This window comes from Shewanella sp. FeAMO (genome assembly GCF_053653955.1).
On record NZ_CM132201.1, the window covers coordinates 2,802,118 to 2,820,649 of the forward strand.

The 18,532-nt window shown below is 52.7% G+C and carries 20 protein-coding genes; 13 read left to right on the top strand and 7 right to left on the bottom strand.

Annotated elements, in window-relative coordinates:
* Nucleotides 1–152 precede the first annotated feature (152 nt).
* Nucleotides 153–506, top strand: coding sequence for a hypothetical protein (locus ACWAU4_RS12545; protein WP_045283860.1), 354 nt, complete (start codon nt 153–155; stop codon nt 504–506).
* A 76-nt stretch (nt 507–582) separates the two neighbouring features.
* Here ACWAU4_RS12545 and ACWAU4_RS12550 read toward each other — a convergent pair whose 3' ends face one another.
* The gene (locus tag ACWAU4_RS12550) at nt 583–1,062 is read right to left on the bottom strand and encodes an outer membrane lipoprotein (RefSeq protein WP_025887702.1); all 480 of its coding nucleotides are present in this window, start codon (nt 1,060–1,062) and stop codon (nt 583–585) included.
* 53 nt (nt 1,063–1,115) lie between these two features.
* Here ACWAU4_RS12550 and aat point away from each other — a divergent pair, with 53 nt between their 5' ends.
* The 3 genes from aat (at nt 1,116) to infA (ending at nt 2,825) form a co-directional block, all read left to right on the top strand.
* On the top strand, nt 1,116–1,826 hold the full coding sequence (gene aat, locus ACWAU4_RS12555; RefSeq protein WP_025011174.1) for a leucyl/phenylalanyl-tRNA--protein transferase: 711 nt from the start codon (nt 1,116–1,118) through the stop codon (nt 1,824–1,826).
* Nucleotides 1,816–2,526, top strand: coding sequence for an arginyltransferase (locus ACWAU4_RS12560; RefSeq protein ID WP_025011175.1), 711 nt, complete (start codon nt 1,816–1,818; stop codon nt 2,524–2,526). The genes aat and ACWAU4_RS12560 overlap by 11 nt, the downstream gene beginning before the upstream one ends.
* Before the next feature lie 80 nt (nt 2,527–2,606).
* A complete protein-coding gene (gene infA, locus ACWAU4_RS12565) occupies nt 2,607–2,825 on the top strand; it encodes a translation initiation factor IF-1 (protein WP_005500725.1) in 219 nt (72 codons plus the stop codon).
* Between the two features lie 191 nt (nt 2,826–3,016).
* Here the strand turns inward: infA and clpA are convergent, their stop codons facing one another.
* Nucleotides 3,017–5,275, bottom strand: coding sequence for an ATP-dependent Clp protease ATP-binding subunit ClpA (gene clpA, locus ACWAU4_RS12570; RefSeq protein WP_028781435.1), 2,259 nt, complete (start codon nt 5,273–5,275; stop codon nt 3,017–3,019).
* A 33-nt stretch (nt 5,276–5,308) separates the two neighbouring features.
* Nucleotides 5,309–5,617 carry an ATP-dependent Clp protease adapter ClpS gene (gene clpS / locus ACWAU4_RS12575; RefSeq protein ID WP_025011177.1) on the bottom strand — a complete coding sequence of 103 codons (309 nt, stop codon included), beginning with the start codon at nt 5,615–5,617 and terminating at the stop codon, nt 5,309–5,311.
* A gap of 396 nt (nt 5,618–6,013) precedes the next feature.
* Between clpS and cspD the strand changes: the two genes are divergently transcribed.
* Nucleotides 6,014–6,220: a cold shock domain-containing protein CspD gene (gene cspD, locus ACWAU4_RS12580; RefSeq protein ID WP_025011178.1), complete on the top strand. Its 207-nt coding sequence runs from the start codon at nt 6,014–6,016 to the stop codon at nt 6,218–6,220.
* Nucleotides 6,221–6,319: 99 nt separating this feature from the next.
* Here the strand turns inward: cspD and ACWAU4_RS12585 are convergent, their stop codons facing one another.
* On the bottom strand, nt 6,320–8,545 hold the full coding sequence (locus tag ACWAU4_RS12585; RefSeq protein WP_144226456.1) for an NADP-dependent isocitrate dehydrogenase: 2,226 nt from the start codon (nt 8,543–8,545) through the stop codon (nt 6,320–6,322).
* A gap of 324 nt (nt 8,546–8,869) precedes the next feature.
* Here ACWAU4_RS12585 and ACWAU4_RS12590 point away from each other — a divergent pair, with 324 nt between their 5' ends.
* From ACWAU4_RS12590 to ACWAU4_RS12615, 6 genes are all read left to right on the top strand, one after another.
* Nucleotides 8,870–9,697 (top strand): pseudouridine synthase, encoded by an 828-nt coding sequence (locus ACWAU4_RS12590; protein ID WP_208124804.1) that lies wholly within the window; start codon nt 8,870–8,872, stop codon nt 9,695–9,697.
* Nucleotides 9,690–10,142 (top strand): NUDIX hydrolase, encoded by a 453-nt coding sequence (locus ACWAU4_RS12595; RefSeq protein ID WP_208124805.1) that lies wholly within the window; start codon nt 9,690–9,692, stop codon nt 10,140–10,142. The genes ACWAU4_RS12590 and ACWAU4_RS12595 overlap by 8 nt, the downstream gene beginning before the upstream one ends.
* Before the next feature lie 167 nt (nt 10,143–10,309).
* Nucleotides 10,310–11,425 carry a tRNA 2-thiouridine(34) synthase MnmA gene (gene mnmA, locus ACWAU4_RS12600; protein ID WP_028781431.1) on the top strand — a complete coding sequence of 372 codons (1,116 nt, stop codon included), beginning with the start codon at nt 10,310–10,312 and terminating at the stop codon, nt 11,423–11,425.
* A 3-nt stretch (nt 11,426–11,428) separates the two neighbouring features.
* Complete coding sequence (hflD, locus tag ACWAU4_RS12605) at nt 11,429–12,046, top strand: high frequency lysogenization protein HflD (protein WP_028781430.1); 618 nt, start codon at nt 11,429–11,431, stop codon at nt 12,044–12,046.
* A gap of 28 nt (nt 12,047–12,074) precedes the next feature.
* Complete coding sequence (gene purB, locus ACWAU4_RS12610) at nt 12,075–13,445, top strand: adenylosuccinate lyase (RefSeq protein WP_025887690.1); 1,371 nt, start codon at nt 12,075–12,077, stop codon at nt 13,443–13,445.
* A 123-nt stretch (nt 13,446–13,568) separates the two neighbouring features.
* Entirely contained in the window at nt 13,569–14,711 is a 1,143-nt protein-coding gene (locus ACWAU4_RS12615) for a ribosomal protein uL16 3-hydroxylase (RefSeq protein WP_071237476.1), read from the top strand.
* Nucleotides 14,712–14,839: 128 nt separating this feature from the next.
* Here the strand turns inward: ACWAU4_RS12615 and ACWAU4_RS12620 are convergent, their stop codons facing one another.
* Entirely contained in the window at nt 14,840–15,274 is a 435-nt protein-coding gene (locus tag ACWAU4_RS12620) for a DUF4826 family protein (RefSeq protein ID WP_044734627.1), read from the bottom strand.
* 300 nt (nt 15,275–15,574) lie between these two features.
* On the opposite strand from ACWAU4_RS12620, the gene ACWAU4_RS12625 reads away from it, so the two are divergent.
* Together ACWAU4_RS12625 and ACWAU4_RS12630 are read left to right on the top strand one after the other, a co-directional pair.
* Nucleotides 15,575–16,609, top strand: coding sequence for a Glu/Leu/Phe/Val dehydrogenase dimerization domain-containing protein (locus ACWAU4_RS12625; RefSeq protein ID WP_044734628.1), 1,035 nt, complete (start codon nt 15,575–15,577; stop codon nt 16,607–16,609).
* 173 nt (nt 16,610–16,782) lie between these two features.
* Nucleotides 16,783–17,121, top strand: a complete 339-nt coding sequence (locus ACWAU4_RS12630) for a hypothetical protein (RefSeq protein WP_223828833.1) — start codon at nt 16,783–16,785, stop codon at nt 17,119–17,121.
* Nucleotides 17,122–17,149: 28 nt separating this feature from the next.
* Here ACWAU4_RS12630 and ACWAU4_RS12635 read toward each other — a convergent pair whose 3' ends face one another.
* Together ACWAU4_RS12635 and ACWAU4_RS12640 are read right to left on the bottom strand one after the other, a co-directional pair.
* A complete protein-coding gene (locus tag ACWAU4_RS12635; protein ID WP_025011184.1) occupies nt 17,150–17,572 on the bottom strand; it encodes a MarR family winged helix-turn-helix transcriptional regulator in 423 nt (140 codons plus the stop codon).
* Nucleotides 17,573–18,019: 447 nt separating this feature from the next.
* Nucleotides 18,020–18,469, bottom strand: a complete 450-nt coding sequence (locus ACWAU4_RS12640; protein ID WP_025011185.1) for a DUF1285 domain-containing protein — start codon at nt 18,467–18,469, stop codon at nt 18,020–18,022.
* Nucleotides 18,470–18,532: the final 63 nt, after the last annotated feature.

Sequence of the window (18,532 nt, forward strand, 5' to 3'; positions counted from 1 at the left end):
AATTGCCGGTTTCAGCGCCCAAAGCGGCCAAAAGCTGCGCCCTTGGGCACAAGTTTGCTGCTTTTTGGCCGGTAAATTGGACATTTCCGGCCTTTGACTTATAAAATTATCGCAAACCTTCAAGTAACTCTAAAAATAAACAGGTTATGATTATGGCAAAACTGACCAAAGAAGAAGTTATCAGCACACTGCAGCAAGCTCTCAGTGAACAACAGGGCAAAGCAGTGACCATTGAACAAAATGGCAGCTGGTACAAAATCGATGGCGGTAAATCACTTCGTTTCGCTGAACTGGAACAGATGTTGGCAGATAGCGCCAAACCAGCCAAGACTGAAGCCAAGCAGGAAAAACCCAAGGCGGCCAAGCCTGCAGCAAAGCCAGCCGCAAAGGCAAAACCCAAACAGGTTGCGCCTGCCAAAGCCGGTAGCCAAGGGGGCAAGACTCCCAAAGAGCTGTGGCGTGAAAAACTGGCAGCCGGTAATCACAAACTGCCTCGCGGTTTTTAATTGCTCCATCCAAAACAAAGGCGCCTCTCGGCGCCTTTGTTTTATCTATTATTGGCTCAAAGCTTACATAGTCAAATCACATAGCCAGGTCGACCCGGACACTGCCCTGCAGATAAACCACCCGCACTTCATCGCCTACCTTGAAGGTCATGCCGGGATCTTCATCCTGTATGATCATCACCTGGGTTTCATCTTCCTGACGTATCATCAACTCCACCAACTTGAGTTCACGATAGTAACTGCTGTCACCATATTGATGACCAATGCCGGCGCCGAGCAGAGCACCCAGTACAGTCGCCACATCCTGACCACTACCGCCACCGAACTGATGACCAATCACGCCACCGAGCAAGGCACCACCGAAGGTTTTCCAGCCGCGATTTCTGTCTTCCATCAGCTGTTTCTCGGTGATTTTTCGTACCGACTCCACCTGACCGTAGAGCACTTTTTCAACCGGCTGAGCCTGGTTTCTGTCATAACCGGCATAGAGGGTATGGGTTCCCGCTGCGAGGGACAATGAGAGCAGCAGCATTGCATTCAGTATCAGTTTCCACATAGCTGTTTTTCCGCTAACTTATAAGAAGGCCCTGAGCAGAATCATACGCAATTGTGAACCTACTGTCTTTCTTAAATCATGAGTTGGATCCTTTCCCGTCGCCAGAGCTGGCGTTGACGGATCCCAACGGCCTATTGGCCATTGGCGGCGACCTGCATCCCAGGCGGTTACTCAACGCCTATTACGAGGGCATTTTCCCCTGGTTCAATACCCATGACCCCATTCTCTGGTGGTCTCCGGATCCCCGCGCCGTCTTTGTTCCTGGCAGCATAAATATCTCCCGTAGTCTACGCAAGTATTTGAAAAAACAGGATTGGACTTTCAGCATCGACCGAGCCTTTGCCGATGTGATGGCCGGTTGCGCCATGCCGCGAAAAGATCAGCCCGGCACCTGGATAACCGGAGAGATCCGTCTGGCCTACCAGGAGCTGCACCACCTGGGTCATGCCCACTCCTTCGAGGTCTGGGACAATGGGCGCCTGATAGGTGGCCTGTATGGCCTGGCCGTGGGTCAGGTGTTCTGTGGCGAGTCCATGTTCCACCGTAAAACCAACGCCTCCAAGGCGGCCTTTATCGCCCTGCACCAATATGCACTCAAGCAGGGTTTCAGGCTTATCGATGCCCAGGTGATGAATCCGCACCTTGAGAGCCTCGGAGCCAAAAGTTTAAAGCGTAAAGATTTTCTCGCACTCCTGAAACAATTCAGGGACGGTAGTCTTGCCAGGGATTGCTGGCAAACCGACGAGGTCAAACTTGAACTCTGATAACCATGCCATTGCCATAGGCCTCAGCCAACCCTTTGCCTGCAGCTACCTGAGCGGACAACAGGAGCAGTTATTGGTGATCCAGGAAGATGAGCTGGACTTGTCACTGTTTGAGCGCCTGTTGGCACTGGGGTTTCGCCGCAGTGGCAGCGCCATCTACAAGCCCCGTTGTCCCCACTGCAACGCTTGTCAGCCCATCCGAGTTCCCCTGGATGAATTTCGCCTGTCCAAAAGACAAAAACGCACCCTGGCCAAAAACCGTGACCTGCACTTTAGGATTGTGACCGAGGAAACCCCGGCTCACTATCCCCTCTATGAGCGTTATATCTGTGCCCGCCACAGTGACGGCCCCATGTATCCTCCGAGCGAAGAGCAGTACCGTCATTTTCTCGCCTGTGAGTGGCTCAGCCCGGTGTTTATCGAACTTTGGCATGGTCAGCGACTGGTTGCCGTGGCGGTGACAGATCTCCTGCCCCAGAGCCTGTCAGCCATCTACAGCTACTTTGACCCGGACTACAGCGACCGCTCCCTCGGGATCTTACTGGTACTGCTGCAATGCCGCCTGGGCAAATTGATGTCGAAATCGTTTCTCTATTTGGGATATCAAATAGATAACCACGACAAAATGGGTTACAAGCGACTCTACCGCCCCTATGAGATCCTCGGCGTTCAGGGCTGGCAGAAAAGCGACAATCACTGAGGCCTCCCCTTTACAGCCGCTGTAATTTGCGGCATGATACGGCGGTTTTTTACATTCGAGGCTAACGGGATAACTGATTAATGGCGAAAGAAGACAACATTGAGATGCAAGGGACTATCCTTGAAACCTTGCCAAATACAATGTTTCGGGTTGAACTGGAAAATGGTCACGTTGTGACTGCTCACATTTCCGGTAAAATGCGTAAAAACTACATCCGAATCCTGACCGGTGACAAGGTCACTGTGCAGCTGACTCCATACGACTTGAGCAAAGGCCGCATCGTCTTCCGCTCACGCTAAGATCCCAGTTATTTCTCAAAAGCCGGCTGTGCCGGTTTTTTTGCTGGTGAGCCCATGGGGGCGACCCACTGCGCAGCAGGCGCACCTGGCCTGCCGTTGTCTATCCAGGCATCAATGTGTCGGATAAGGGTCAGGATTCAGAATAAAAATGGCTGCCAGTGGCAGCCATTTTTTTGTTTCGACTTAGCTTCTCAGGAGATCTTCTCCGGCGCTTCCGTGTTGATTTCCAGTTCGCCATCTTTGACATCCACATGGGCGATGCCACCGGACTCAAGTTTACCAAACAGGATTTCATCGGCCAGCGGCCGTTTCAGCAGATCCTTGACCACTCTGGCCATAGGTCTGGCCCCCATGGTCTTGTCGTAACCCTTCTCGGCCAGCAAAGTTCTGGCTTCATCACTGACTTCCAGCGTCACCCCTTTCTGATCCAACTGTGCCTGCAGCTCGACCAGGAACTTGTCCACCACCTTGGCGATAATGGTCATATCCAGATGGTTGAACCAGATAATGGAGTCGAGTCGGTTGCGAAACTCGGGCGAGAACACCTTATTGATCTCCGACATCGCATCCTGGCTGTGATCCTGCTGTTTGAAGCCAATGGACTTACGCACAGTTTCCTGCACCCCGGCGTTGGTGGTCATCACCAGGGTCACGTTGCGGAAATCCGCCTTGCGCCCATTGTTATCGGTCAAAGTACCGTGATCCATTACCTGCAGCAGCAGGTTATAGATATCCGGATGCGCCTTTTCTATTTCATCGAGCAACACCACACAGTGAGGCGTCTTGATCACGGCATCGGTCAGCAAACCACCCTGATCGTAGCCGACATAACCCGGAGGTGCGCCAATCAAACGCGACACAGTATGGCTTTCCATATATTCGGACATATCGAAGCGGATAAGCTTGAGCCCGAGGCAAGCCGCCAACTGGTTGGTCACCTCTGTCTTACCCACCCCGGTTGGGCCGGCAAACAGGAAGCTCCCCACAGGTTTATTTTCATTGCCAAGACCACTGCGTGCCAGCCGAATCGCCGCGCTGAGACTCTCTATCGCCTTGTCCTGACCGAACACCACCATCTTCAGGTTGCGTTCCAGGTTTTTCAGCAAGTCCTTCTCGGAAGAAGTCACTGTTTTTTCCGGGATCCTGGCCATCTTGGCGATGATGGTTTCAATCTCGCTCTGACCCACGGTTTTCTTGCGTTTGCTCTGAGGCATCATCGCCATCCGCGCCCCCGCTTCGTCGATCACATCGATGGCCTTGTCCGGCAGATGTCTGTCGTTGATATGCTTATCCGACAGGCTGGCAGCGCTGGCCAAGGCCGCCAGGGTATAACGCACCCCATGATGTTCTTCGTAACGGCTCTTGAGCCCCTGAAGTATCTTGGTGGTTTCGGCCACCGAAGGCTCGTGAATGTCCACCTTCTGGAAGCGCCGCGCCAGTGCCCTATCCTTCTCAAAAATACTTTGATATTCCTGAAAAGTAGTGGAGCCCATACAGCGCAGATTACCGCTGGAGAGCAAGGGCTTGAGCAGGTTGGATGCATCCATCACCCCACCGGATGCCGCGCCGGCACCGATAATGGTGTGGATTTCATCGATGAACAGAATCGCATTCTGATCCGCTGTTAACTCCTTGAGCAGGCTCTTGAAGCGTTTCTCGAAGTCGCCGCGATACTTGGTGCCGGCCAACAGCGCACCGAGATCCAGAGAGTAGACGGTCGCTTCGCTTATCACCTCAGGCACAGACTCATTGACTATCCGATAGGCCAAACCTTCGGCGATGGCGGTCTTTCCGACGCCGGCCTCGCCCACCAGCAGCGGGTTATTCTTGCGGCGACGGCAAAGAATTTGAATCGAGCGTTCAATTTCGTTATCGCGGCCGATAAGCGGATCTATCTTGCCCTGCTTGGCCATCTCATTGAGATTACTGGCAAACTGAGCCAGCATGCTGCGCTCTTCTGTGGCTTCGGATTGATCTTCCAGGCTTTCCTGCGACCCCGGAGCATCGGCCTCATCGTTCTTGGCAAAGCCGTGAGAAATATAATTCACCACATCCAGGCGGGTAATATCGTAACGACGCAGCAGATAAACCGCCTGGGACTCCTGCTCACTGAAAATGGCTACCAGCACGTTGGCGCCGGTCACCTCATTGCGGCCTGACGACTGCACATGAAACACTGCCCGTTGCAGCACCCGCTGGAAACCCAGTGTCGGCTGAGTCTCACGTTCATCATCGGGATCGCTGATAATGGGTGTGGTCTGGGTAATAAAGTTGGCGACCTCCTCCTTGAGTCGGTCGATATTGGCGCCACAGGCGAGCAAGGCATCCCTTGCGGCGGGGTTATCGGTCAGCGCCAGCAGTAGGTGCTCAACCGTCATATATTCGTGACGGGCATCTCTGGCTTGTTGAAATGCCAGGTTCAAGGTCACTTCAAGATCTTTGTTCAGCATACGCACCCCCTAAAAACTACAGAGACAGGCTGGTTAAGCTTCCTCTAACGAACACAGTAACGGATGTTGGTTTTGTCTTGCAAACTGATTCACCTGAACCACTTTGGTTTCGGCTATCCCGAACGGGTAAACGCCGCAAACCGCTTTTCCCTGATGATGTATGGTCAACATAATGTCTGTGGCTTCCTGTTCATTCTTGCGAAAGAACAGCTGCAGTACCTCCACAACAAAGTCCATTGGGGTATAGTCATCGTTGTTCAGAATCACTTTATACATTGGAGGTGGTTGCAATTCCTGCTCAACCCCTTCCTCCACACGTTCTATCTGTCCAGTCTTACCCATGATTCAATATTAGCCTCTCAACTTGGCTTCTACCAACACTATGCCCGGCCATGTCTCAAAGTACCGCTTGGCGGGCCCTGGGCGGTATTGCCCTTTATCACACTATACTCTGGCGCGGCGGCGCTTGTCTAAGGCGTTTCTAACTCATGCTTATTTTTCAATCGGTTAAAACGTATACGCCGAGAATAAGCCTAAGATGTTCCAGGTAGGCATTACCGATAAAGTGCCACCATGGCAAAACCGTATACGCACAGTAACAAATACAATGTTGTTTTTTTGTTAACTTAAGCTTGACATCCAGCAACACTGCTTACATTCTGTTATCTGAGCGCCTGCTAAAGCGCTCAAAAGTTTTACTATCTTACTGGGAAGCAGACAATAGAAGGAAGTGGAAGTATGGCAAGCGGAACTGTTAAATGGTTCAACAACGCCAAAGGATTCGGGTTTATCTGCCCTGATGAAGGTGGTGAGGATGTTTTTGCGCACTATTCAACCATTGAAATGGAAGGCTACAGAACTCTAAAAGCAGGCCAACCTGTTGAATTTCAAGTTGAGAAGGGCCCAAAAGGTATGCATGCCTCGGCTATCTCTCCAGTTAAATAACCGGGTGAACAGAGATGAAAAAAGGCGGGGTCATCCCCGCCTTTTTAATGCCTGTTTAGCAATTGAATGAGGGAGAACTCCCTCATTCAGCTTTCAGTATCAAGCGCTCAGAAGACGATTCAGGCTGGCACTCGGGCGCATAGCCTGCTCGGCTTTAACAGGATCCAGCTTGTAGTAGCCACCCAGTTCAACGGCACCACCCTGGGCACCATTGAGTTCCGCCACTATCTGCTCTTCTGCAGCCACCAGGCCTTCGGCCAGAGGTGCAAAATAAGCTTTCAGCTCGGCATCCTTGTCCTGCTTGGCCAGCGCGCTGGCCCAGTACTGTGCCAGGAAGTAATGACTGCCGCGGTTATCCAGCTGCCCCACCTTACGGGATGGTGATTTGTTGTTATCCAGGAACTGCCCTATCGCCTGATCCAGGCAATCAGCCATCACCTGTGCCTTGGCATTGGCTGTCGTCTGGCTTAGGTGCTCGAGTGAGGCTCCCAACGCCAGGAACTCACCCAGAGAATCCCAACGCAGGTGGTTTTCCTCTTCAAACTGCTGTACATGCTTGGGCGCGCTGCCACCGGCACCCGTTTCGAACAGACCGCCACCGTTCATCAGCGGGACGATTGACAGCATCTTGGCACTGGTACCCAACTCAAGGATAGGGAACAAGTCGGTAAGGTAGTCACGCAGCACGTTGCCTGTTACCGAAATCGTGTCCTTACCGGCTTTAATACGCTCAAGGGAGAAACGGGCCGCCTTTTCAGGTGACATGATATGCAACTCAAGCCCATCGGTATCGTGCTCAGGCAGGTAGGCCTTCACTTTGGCAATCACTTGGGCATCGTGGGCACGGTTTTCATCCAGCCAGAATACCGCCGGGGTGTTGGTCAGTCTTGCACGGCGTACGGCCAGCTTGACCCAGTCACGGATAGGTGCGTCTTTTACCTGGCACATGCGCCAGATATCACCGGCTTCAACGGCATGAGACATAAGCAGATTGCCGTCCTTGTCCAGTACTTTAACCGTACCGGCCGCAGGGATTTCAAAGGTCTTGTCATGGCTGCCGTACTCTTCGGCCTTCTGTGCCATCAGACCCACGTTTGGCACGCTGCCCATGGTTGCAGGGTCGAAGGCGCCATGTTCCTTACAGAAACTGATGGTTTCCTGGTAAACACCGGCATAGCAACGATCCGGGATCAGCGCCTTGGTATCTTTCAACTGGCCATCCGGGCCCCACATCTGGCCGCTGGAGCGGATAGCCGCCGGCATGGAAGCATCGATAATCACATCGCTTGGCACATGAAGGTTGGTGATGCCCTTGTCTGAGTTCACCATCGCCAGCTCAGGGCGGCTCTGGTAGACGGCGGCGATATCGGCTTCAATGGCCGCTTTCTGCTCGGCCGGCAACTTGGCTATCTTGGCATAGACGTCACCCAGACCATTGTTGACGTCCACACCCAGCTCACGCAAAGTTTCACCGTGTTTGGCGAATACATCTTTGTAGAACACCTTCACCGCATGGCCGAACATAATCGGATCGGACACTTTCATCATGGTGGCTTTCAGGTGCAGTGACAGCAGTACATCTTCCTTGCGGGCGGCTTCAATTTCGCGCTCGAAGAAGGCGGTCAGTTCACGCTTGCTCATAACGGCCGCATCTATGATTTCACCGGCCAGCAACTTAAGCCCTTGCTTGAGCACCAGTTGGCCGCCATCATTTTGTTCCAGCACTATGCTGACAGTATCGGCCTCTTTGAGGGTAACGGACTGCTCGCTGCCGTAGAAATCCCCTTGTTGCATGTGAGCCACATGAGATTTGGAGTCCTTGCTCCAGGCCCCCATTGAATGCGGGTGCTTACGGGCATAGTTCTTGACCGAAGTCGGGGCGCGGCGATCTGAGTTCCCTTCACGCAGCACAGGGTTTACCGCACTGCCTTTGATCTTGTCATAACGGGCCTTGACTTCCCGTTCTTCATCGGTTTTGGCTTCGGCCGGATAATCAGGCAGATCATAGCCCTTGGCCTGCAGCTCTTTGATACAAGCCTGCAGCTGAGGAATGGACGCACTGATATTGGGCAGTTTGATAATATTGGCTTCGGGCTGGGTTGCCAGCTCACCAAGCTCAGCCAGGTGATCGCCGATACGCTGCGCTTCGGTCAGACGCTCGGGGAAGGCGGCAATCACACGGCCGGAGAGAGAAATATCACGGGTTTCGACATTGATGCCGGCTGCCTGAGTAAAGGTTTTGATGATAGGCAGTAGAGATAAGGTCGCCAGAGCCGGCGCTTCATCTGTCTGCGTATAGATGATAGTGGGGGTTTTATCAGTCATTTTCAGTCCTACGCTTTTTATAAAAATGAGTTGTTATAAGTGTTGTTATTCTTTAATTTCCTTGCCTCTTTCGCCCTGGATACAGCTACCGTCGGTAATCTATGTCTATCTTGTTATGGGCGTAAAAATTGGTTGTAGATCACAATTTGGCGAACATCATAGAGCATTCCGGCCAAGATTCAAATTCCACTATAGGCGAGTGGCAGGTACACTCTGCCAAAAGTCACAAACCCGTGTCGCCGCCAAACCGGACATAGGTGTTACACTCAGGCATATCACTCCCAAATGGTCAGAGCACGCGGCTCAAGCAGCCAGGATATCTCAATGAATTCGCCAACCTCCCAACCAAGACGTAAACCCAAACGCCAGCCCAGTCACCCCAAGGGCCCTGACGGTAAAGAGTTTGGCCGAGAGAAGAGTCAGCGCTCCACCAAACCAAGCCCCAACAGCAAGAGTTCCAGTAGCAAGAGTCCTAATAACAAGAGCCCCAATAACAAGAGACAGGGCCTGAAAAAGCGCCCTGGTCCTCAAAAACCCCGGCCAAAGGTACCACCACTCTCGGTTGCAGAAACCCAAGTGGTGCTGCTCAACAAACCCTTCGATGTGTTATGCCAGTTTACCGACGAAGGCGGACGACGCACACTCAAAGATCTACTGCCCATCGCCGGTGTTTATGCCGCCGGCCGCCTGGACAGAGACAGCGAGGGTCTGTTACTGCTCACCAATAACGGTCAACTGCAGGCCAAGCTGACCCAACCCAACAAGCACACCTTCAAGACCTACTGGGTACAGGTGGAAGGCGATGTCGATGACACCGCGATTCAAGCCTTACGAGAGGGAATTGAGCTGAAAGATGGCCCCACCCTGCCTGCAAAAGTCCGGCGACTGCAACAACCCGAATCTTTGTGGCCACGTAATCCGCCCATTCGTGAACGGCGCAATATCCCCACCACCTGGCTGGAGATCTGTATCCACGAAGGGCGCAATCGTCAGGTACGAAGGATGACAGCCCATGTCGGGTTTCCCACTTTAAGATTGATACGTTATGCCATAGGCGATCTCAGCCTGGATACCGAGCAAGGGCAATGCCTGCAACCCGGTGAATATCGTACTCTTTCTGAGGCGGCGATTAAGGAGCTTCTCCATGACTGAACGTTATCGCCCCAATGTAACAGTGGCCTGCATTATTGAGGCCGAGAAGCGTTTTCTGCTGGTCGAGGAGTTGATTGATGACCAACAGAAATTTAACCAACCGGCCGGTCACCTGGAAGCAAATGAAAGCCTTATCGACGCCTGTCGCCGCGAGGTGCTCGAAGAAACCGGCCTGACAGTCACCCCTGAAGCCCTGGTGCGGATAGATCAGTTCAGCGCTTCCAAGGAGCTGGCCTTTTTACGTTTTACCTTCTGTGCTCGCCTGGTCAAGTGTCAGAATGCCAAGCCGTTGGACGTCGCCATCAAGGCCGCCCATTGGTTGCGCATGGATGAAATCACGGCCTTGGGGTCCAAGCTTCGCAGCCCCTTGGTCAGCGCCACACTGGAGAGCTATTTGCAGGGACAACGGCTGCCGTTATCTTTGCTCAATAGCGAGCTGTTGTGATTAGCTCTGGGCACCAAGGCGTGATAGAATACGCCCCCGCAGAAACTGAGCGCCTTATGGCTGTTTGTCCACCCCCGCGTCGCGCCAATAACGGCCTGCCACAACCGGGCACAAGCAGCAGTTCTCTTTTCGGGCGTTCATGAATGAATTCAACGGTTTTAGGATCTATGACAGCTAACACTCCCAATGCATCAGGAAAAAAAGTCATTGTCGGCATGTCCGGCGGTGTCGACTCATCTGTTTCAGCCTATCTGCTGCTCCAGCAGGGCTATCAGGTAGAAGGCCTGTTCATGAAGAACTGGGAAGAAGATGACACCGACGAATATTGCTCTGCCGCCGAAGATTTAAAAGATGCCCAGGCTGTCTGTGACAAGCTGGGCATCAAGTTGCACACGGTCAACTTTGCCGCCGAATACTGGGACAATGTGTTCGAGTATTTTCTGGCCGAGTACAAGGCGGGACGCACGCCTAACCCGGACATCATGTGCAACAAGGAGATCAAGTTCAAAGCCTTCCTTGAGTTTGCCGATGACATTCTCGATGCCGACTATATCGCCATGGGCCACTATGTGCGCCGCCGTGATACCGACGGTAAAACCCAGCTGCTTCGCGGCATAGATGGCAACAAGGATCAGAGCTACTTCCTCTACACCTTGAGTCACCAACAGGTGGCTCGCAGCCTGTTCCCTGTAGGTGAACTGGAAAAACCCGAAGTTCGCCGCATCGCCGAAGAGCAAGGGCTGGTCACCTTCAACAAGAAAGACAGCACAGGTATCTGTTTTATCGGTGAGCGCAAGTTTACTGAATTCCTTGGCACTTATCTGCCCGCGCAACCGGGCAAAATCGAGAGTGTCGACGGTGAAGTGATAGGCGAGCATCAAGGGCTGATGTACCACACTCTGGGCCAGCGCAAAGGCCTTGGGATTGGCGGCATGAAAAACAGCAACGACAATCCTTGGTATGTGGTCGACAAAGATCTGAAACGTAATGTATTGGTTGTCGCCCAAGGCGGCCAACACCCAAGACTCATGTCGGTTGGCCTCACAGCCAGACAGTTGCACTGGGTAGACAGACAAGGCCCGGCCGATGGCGCAAAAATCACGGTCAAGACCCGTTATCGCCAGCAGGATATCCCCTGCACTGTTTATGTCCAGGGTGACGATGAGCTGAGAGTGATCTTCGACGAACCTGTGGCGGCAGTCACGCCAGGGCAGTCGGCAGTATTCTACGACGGTGAAGTCTGCCTGGGTGGCGGCATCATAGAAACCCTGATTAGGGAGTAATCATTGAGCGAGCAATTGCATGACCGCACCATGGCATTTGCCGGCATATTGCAGGCTATCGCCCAGGTGCAATACATAGCCCGCCACGGGGAAAGCGATCCGCAGCAGTTGGCTGCGGCACTCGATGGCATCATGGTGACAGATCCCGAGAATATCGATGAGATCTATCCCGACAAAGTTGTGCTGGCCAACGGCTACAAGTGGATTATCAACCAACTGGGTGACAGCGCCCAGAAAGATGTGGAAATCACCCGCTATCTGGTCGGCATTCTGGCGCTGGAGCGTAAACTGAGCCGCAACCAGGCGGCTCTGGGGATGCTGTCTGAGCGCATCAATCAGGTGCATCGCCAATTGAGCCACTTTGCCATAACCGACGAGCAGGTTATCGCCAACCTGGCCAGCATCTACAGCGATATCATCAGTAATTTGGGGCCCAAGATCCAGATTTCGGGCAACCCCAACATACTGCAGCGGCCACTGGTCCAACATAAAATACGCGCCTTGTTGCTGGCAGCAATGCGCAGTGCCGTACTCTGGCGTCAACTCGGCGGCAAACGCAGACATCTGGTGTTTGCCCGCAAGGCGATCGTCGATACAGCTAAAAAAAGCCTCACCCTATAATAAAGCCAAGTTCATCAAGGAGCTTATAATGGATCTTTCCGCACTGACTGCTATCTCACCGGTAGACGGGCGTTATGGTAGTAAAACCGCCGAACTTCGGGGGATATTCAGCGAGTACGGTCTTACCAAGTATCGTGTTCAGGTCGAAATCAACTGGCTGAAACTGCTTTCCAGCTGCCCTGAAATCGAAGAAGTCCCCCCCTTCAGTGAAGAAGCTCTGGCATTGCTGGACAATATTCGCGATAACTTCAGCGAAGCCGATGCCCTGAGAGTCAAAACCATCGAAGCCACCACCAACCATGACGTTAAGGCGGTGGAATACTTCATCAAGGAAAAAATCGCCGACAATGCCGAGCTGGCCGCCATAGGCGAGTTCGTGCACTTTGCCTGCACCAGTGAGGACATCAACAACCTGTCCCACGGCCTGATGCTGACCGAAGCCCGTGAACAGGTACTGCTGCCATACTGCCAGAAGCTGGTCGATGCCGTTAAAGAGCTGGCCAGACGTTACAAGACTGTGCCTCTGATGTCCCGTACTCATGGCCAACCCGCCTCGCCTTCGACTCTGGGTAAAGAGATGGCCAACGTTGCCGTACGTCTCGAACGCCAACTCAAACAAATTGAAGCGGTTGAGATCATGGGTAAGATCAACGGCGCCGTGGGTAACTACAACGCTCACCTGTCGGCCTACCCAGAAGTTAACTGGCATGAGCTGTCACAGCGCTTTGTCACCAGCCTGGGGCTGAACTGGAACCCCTACACCACTCAGATTGAACCGCACGACTATATTGCCGAGCTGTTCGATGCCGTGGCCCGTTTCAATACCGTGCTGATTGATTTTGACCGTGATATCTGGGGTTATATCGCCCTGGGTCACTTCAAGCAGAAGACTGTGGCCGGTGAAATCGGCTCATCCACCATGCCGCACAAGGTTAACCCTATCGACTTTGAAAACTCGGAAGGTAACCTGGGCATAGCCAACGCCCTGATGCAGCATCTGGCCAGTAAACTGCCGGTTTCCCGCTGGCAGCGCGATCTGACCGACTCCACAGTACTGCGTAACCTGGGTGTGGGTATCGCCCACTCGCTGATCGCCTACCAGGCCACACTCAAGGGTGTCAGTAAGCTGGAAGTCAACGAGGCGCACCTACGCGATGAACTGGATCACAACTGGGAAGTGCTGGCCGAGCCGGTACAGACAGTCATGCGCCGCTATGGCATCGAAAAGCCTTACGAGAAGCTCAAGGAGCTGACCCGTGGCAAGCGTATCGATGGTCAGCAGCTGGCAGCCTTTATCGACGGTCTGGAGCTGCCTGAGAACGTGAAACACGAACTCAAGCAACTGACGCCGGCCAACTACATAGGCCGCGCCGAAGCCTTTGTCGATGATTTGAACTGATAGCCTCTTGGCTGTCACGGGCGGTACTGGTTTCCAGTACCGCCTTTTTTCTCCCCGGGGTTTATGCCGTTGCAAGCGGGATAACTGACTGGCCATTGAAACAGTTTATGGATTGGATAACAGATGACGAACACTTACCAGCTGACTCTGGACAGCAATGCCTTTGTTAAAGAGGTGTGGCAGCAACAACCCAAGGTGATCAGACAAGCCTTCAAGGACTTTGTCGATCCTATCGCCGCCGATGAGCTGGCGGGCCTCGCCTGTGAAGAGGAGATTTCCTCACGGGTGGTAATCACCAGGGGGCAGGACTGGGAAGTGATCTCAGGCCCATTTGAAGACTATGACAAGTTCGGTGAAGAAAACTGGCAACTGCTGGTACAGGCCGTCAACCACTGGTATCCGGACTCACAGGGTCTGGTGGAAGCCTTCCGTTTCCTGCCGGACTGGCGCTTTGATGACCTAATGGTGTCCTTTGCCACGCCGGGTGGCGGTGTCGGCCCCCATATCGACAACTATGATGTCTTTATCATTCAAGGCGAGGGGCGCAGGCGCTGGACAGTGGGTGCCAAGGGTCAATACGCCAAGCGTGGCAACAATCCCAATACCCCTTTGATTGAAGACTTTGAGCCCATCATAGATACAGTGCTGGAGCCCGGCGACATGCTGTATATTCCGCCCGGTTTCCCCCACAGGGGCGAAACCCTGACCCTGGCACTGTCCTACTCAATAGGCTTCCGGGCACCGAGTCAGCAAGAACTTATCAGCGAAATGGCCGACTTTATGCTTGATCAGGATCTCGGCCACAAACGCTTCACTTCGAGTGAAGAAGCCGGGCAACCTGCGCTGATCGCCAAGAGCCAGCAACAGGGGATGATGGCGCTGCTGAAAGAGCTGACTGAAAACCCTGACTATTATCAGGGCGTGCTTGGCAAGTTGCTGAGTCAGAACCGCTTTGAACTGGATATTTGCCAGGGTGAGCCTATGAGTACCGAGGAACTCATTGAAGCCGCGGCCGAAGGCGCTGTATTCAAGCGCATAGGTGGGCTTAAAATTCTCATGCTGGAAGACGATCCCAACTGCCGACTGTTCATCAATGGTGAAGCTTTTGAATTGCCGCAAGGCAGTGAAAAGCAGGCGCAGCTTATTGCCAATCACACCAGCATCAGCGGCGAAGATCTTGAGTCACTGCTTCAGGATGATGCCGTGGCATTGCTGCTGTGCGAACTTTTGGAAAAGGGTTATTGCTATCTCAGTGACGAGGAATGAGCCGACTACCCTACTGCTAAAGCCGAGGTTTGAGAACCCTTATTCAGACTCTCACTTGGCTTGGCCAGACACTGCACAGACACTAAAAAAGCAGCCTACGGCTGCTTTTTTTGTTTGCTCTAGGGTTATCAGCCCCAGAGTTTATCGTCTTCCTGGATCTTGTATAGGCTCTCGGCTCTGGAAACCAGCAACTGGGCGAACTTGGCCTGGGTAGGGTCTTTGGTCGCCCCAGATTGCACCAGGTTCTCGGCCTTGAGCTGCCAGGTCAGCGAAAAGTGACGCAAGGCTTCGCGAGCAGTGGCTGCTACGCTGACATCAACATAGTCAGAAGGCAAGTCACCGGACATCACCCAATAGGTCTTGTGGCTGGGCTGTTTGGATTCGATTTTCCACATGGCTACATAAGGCGCCAGATAACGGCTTTCCGCCGGTACCACTTTGCTGGGGATCACCCCTTTCTCTGCAAGAAATTTATTGGCTTTCTGGAACTGTTCACGCACCCAAGCCTGGCGCAAGGCTTCCTGCTGTTCGGCGTTGGGCGGTGTACTTGTCTGTTCAGTCATAAACTTTCCTTTCTTCTTGTTTGTTTTTATTGTGTTTTTATATTCTGTATCTGTTCAACTAAGCCTCTGGCCGGCTTTTTCAGTACCACCCCATAATGAGACGACTATGGGTGGCTGACTTCAGTTTTCAACCAGCTTTACGTTAACGTAAGGTGGAAAGCAAAATTGCCAGATAGATCACAAATATTCTGCTCATCAGCTTTGTTGAGAGTATCGCTAAATGCTATGGTTCTGCAATAAATATAACAAGCGGTCGGCGGCCGCTAAGCGCCGCCCCAATAAGCACAGCGGAGAACAGACGTGGCTGTATTTAATCATGTATCATTCGACGAACATGAACAGGTAGTATTCTGTCATGACAAGGAAAGTGGCCTGCGCGCCATCATCGCCATCCACAACACCAACTTGGGCCCTGCCGTAGGCGGTTGCCGTATGTGGAACTATCAATCAGATGATGAAGCTCTCACTGACGTGTTGCGCCTCTCCCGCGGTATGACTTACAAGAACGCGCTGGCCGGTCTGGCCATGGGTGGCGGTAAGTCGGTGATCATAGCCGATCCCAAGACAGAGAATCGTGAGCAGCTGTTCCGCGCCTTTGGCCGTTTTGTTCACAGCCTGGGCGGCCGCTACTACTCGGCCGAAGATGTGGGTACCACCCCTGCCGACATCATGATTGCCCATGATGAAACCCCTTATGTGCTTGGCCTGGAAGGAATGAGCGGCGATCCCTCTCCTTTTACCGCCATGGGAACTTACCTGGGTATCAAGGCTGCCGTTAAACACAAGCTGGACAAAGATAGCCTCAAAGGCCTCAAGATAGCCGTTCAGGGTGTAGGCCATGTGGGCTATTATCTGTGCAAGCACCTGCATGAAGAAGGCGCCGAGCTGTTTGTAACCGATATTCATCAAGCATCACTGGACAAGGTCGCCACCGACTTTGGCGCCGTGGTGGTTGCCCCTCAGGACATCTATGCTCTGGACGTCGATGTCTATGCCCCTTGTGCCCTGGGCGCCACACTTAACGACACCACACTGCCACAGCTGAAAGCGAGCATAGTCGCAGGCTGCGCCAACAACCAGTTGGCCGAGCCCCGCCATGGTGAGCAGCTCAAGCAGATGGGCATCCTCTATGCCCCAGACTATGTGATCAACGCCGGTGGTATCATCAACGTGTCTTTCGAAAAAGACTATGATGCCACCAAGTCTACCGCCAAGGTTGAAGAGATCTACAACACCCTGTTGTCCATCTTCAAGCAGGCCGATGAGCAAAACCGCACCACGGCTGAAGTAGCAGATGAGATGGCCCGCGCCATCATCAATGGTACCCAAGCCTAAGCTCGCTCATATTCCATAAAGGGGCCTTCGGGCCCTTTTTTATTACTGAAAAAATTTTCCTCCTGTCGGCAAATAGATAAGCACCGGAAACAGAAAATTCATTTTTACGGACTGGCAAGCGTCATCTGCCTCTGCTTGACTTAGCATTCGTCATCTCGAAGGTCAGGGAGTCAATGATGCTCAGATTCGGCTATGAAGTGGAACAGCAAAAGGTTGAATTACAGGCCAGCAACTGGAATGGATTTGAGCGTTTGTTTGTCGACGGTAAAGTGGTATCCAGCAAATTCAACCTGGGGCTGCACAGCGAGCACAGCTTCAAGTTGCGTAACGGTGTACGTTGCCGAATGCAACTCCTGGTTGACCCCACCACAGAGCTGACTATCTGTCGCATCTACAAGTGTAACCGCCTGCTGGCGAGCCTCAAACAGGGGAAACAGCAGTCAAGCAGCTCACATCTGCAACACTGGTTGCTACTGGGGGGATTGGTGTGCGTGCTATTGGTTTATCTTTGATTTACCGAGCACACATTCAACCATAGGGTTAACGCTTGTCAGTATGATTTATCTTGTTGAGCAGCATGAGCAGCTGCCCTCTTTCCGGCTCATCCAAGGCTGCCATAAACTTCTCGTTGACCCGCTCGGCCTCGCGAATTAAGTCCTGCTCCATCGCCTTGGCCTGATCGGTCAGAAAAATTTGAAACGCACGCCGGTTGTCTTCTTCCTGATGGCGATAGATTAAGCCTTGTACCTGCAGTTGATCCAGCAGGCGTGTCATGGTGTAGTTGGCCACATCACAGCGACGTGACAACTCGGTTTGGCTGATCCCTTCCTCTTGCCAGAGCGCAAACAACACAGGCCAGAGTTTAATATCCAGCTGATAACGCTTCAGGCGGCTATCCAGTTCATGTTGCAGTTCCACGTTCAGATGGGATACCAGATAACCGAGACTCTCTTTGCGGTTCAAGCAACACCTCCTGTACTTCAGGGCTTGTCTGTTCGCTATCGGCAGGGCTTCGCCCCATTCAGCAAAATCGCTTATTCTGCTTCATTGACGCCGGGCCATGCCGCTGCCGAGTTTAACTATACCACTGTGCCAAATGATTGACCTACTCAGGGGCATGAAAGCAGCGCAAGGTAGGGCATCTCCAGCGGAATAAATCTGCATTGACCGCCCTATACGCAGCTTTTTAACTCGCCTTTTGGGGCATATCTACCAGTCCAGTATCCGCTTTAAACTTGAGTGGCGGCCTTGATTCTGAGTCAATCAAACTTCTATACGAATGGTATTAATACTACCACCTGCTGAATATTTCACTAACACAAGAAAGGAGAATAATGGGGCATTTACAGTCAGGCTACTGTAAATAAAGGTTTTATATCTGCCTGAATGGCAAAGCGATTCCTTTGACTTTTAACTCAGTAAATAGGTTTCGGCAAAGCGATAGAAACAGGCACGCCCAAGCCTGGCCTTTAGACCTCGAGGCAAGCTTACCAATAGCCCGGATTCGGCGCTCTCAAAGGCATTGAGCCCCAGCACCTCGAACTCATTACCCTGGGAGCAAACCAGGGCAAAACGGCTGCTCTCGGCCTCGATATCCAGCTGCTTGTAATCAACTATGATGAGCGGTGTGTCGGCCACCGCTACCTTCAAACGCTCTGCCGGGGTAATCAACAGATGTTCACCCTCGATGCAGTGCAAAATACTACTGAAGAGCCTGGCGAACTTGGCCGGCAACGGTGAGTTGAGATAATACCAGTCGCCTTTAACGTCTATCTCAAACAGGGCTTGCTGCTGACACAAGTCCGGCCTTGCCCCAAGCCCTTTCAGAGCGTCACTCACCTTGTCTGCCGACTGTTTCATCCTGACTTCCTATTCTTGGGTTCCCTATTCATGGGCTCCACACTTTTGGAGCCCTATTCTTGG

Coding starts and splice junctions, on each gene's coding strand:
- ACWAU4_RS12545 (WP_045283860.1), top strand. CDS start 153: ATGGCAAAACTGACCAAAGAAGAAGTTATCAGCACACTGCAGCAAGCT.
- ACWAU4_RS12550 (WP_025887702.1), bottom strand. CDS start 1,062: ATGTGGAAACTGATACTGAATGCAATGCTGCTGCTCTCATTGTCCCTC.
- infA (WP_005500725.1), top strand. CDS start 2,607: ATGGCGAAAGAAGACAACATTGAGATGCAAGGGACTATCCTTGAAACC.
- clpA (WP_028781435.1), bottom strand. CDS start 5,275: ATGCTGAACAAAGATCTTGAAGTGACCTTGAACCTGGCATTTCAACAA.
- clpS (WP_025011177.1), bottom strand. CDS start 5,617: ATGGGTAAGACTGGACAGATAGAACGTGTGGAGGAAGGGGTTGAGCAG.
- cspD (WP_025011178.1), top strand. CDS start 6,014: ATGGCAAGCGGAACTGTTAAATGGTTCAACAACGCCAAAGGATTCGGG.
- ACWAU4_RS12585 (WP_144226456.1), bottom strand. CDS start 8,545: ATGACTGATAAAACCCCCACTATCATCTATACGCAGACAGATGAAGCG.
- ACWAU4_RS12590 (WP_208124804.1), top strand. CDS start 8,870: ATGAATTCGCCAACCTCCCAACCAAGACGTAAACCCAAACGCCAGCCC.
- ACWAU4_RS12595 (WP_208124805.1), top strand. CDS start 9,690: ATGACTGAACGTTATCGCCCCAATGTAACAGTGGCCTGCATTATTGAG.
- mnmA (WP_028781431.1), top strand. CDS start 10,310: ATGACAGCTAACACTCCCAATGCATCAGGAAAAAAAGTCATTGTCGGC.
- purB (WP_025887690.1), top strand. CDS start 12,075: ATGGATCTTTCCGCACTGACTGCTATCTCACCGGTAGACGGGCGTTAT.
- ACWAU4_RS12615 (WP_071237476.1), top strand. CDS start 13,569: ATGACGAACACTTACCAGCTGACTCTGGACAGCAATGCCTTTGTTAAA.
- ACWAU4_RS12620 (WP_044734627.1), bottom strand. CDS start 15,274: ATGACTGAACAGACAAGTACACCGCCCAACGCCGAACAGCAGGAAGCC.
- ACWAU4_RS12630 (WP_223828833.1), top strand. CDS start 16,783: ATGATGCTCAGATTCGGCTATGAAGTGGAACAGCAAAAGGTTGAATTA.
- ACWAU4_RS12640 (WP_025011185.1), bottom strand. CDS start 18,469: ATGAAACAGTCGGCAGACAAGGTGAGTGACGCTCTGAAAGGGCTTGGG.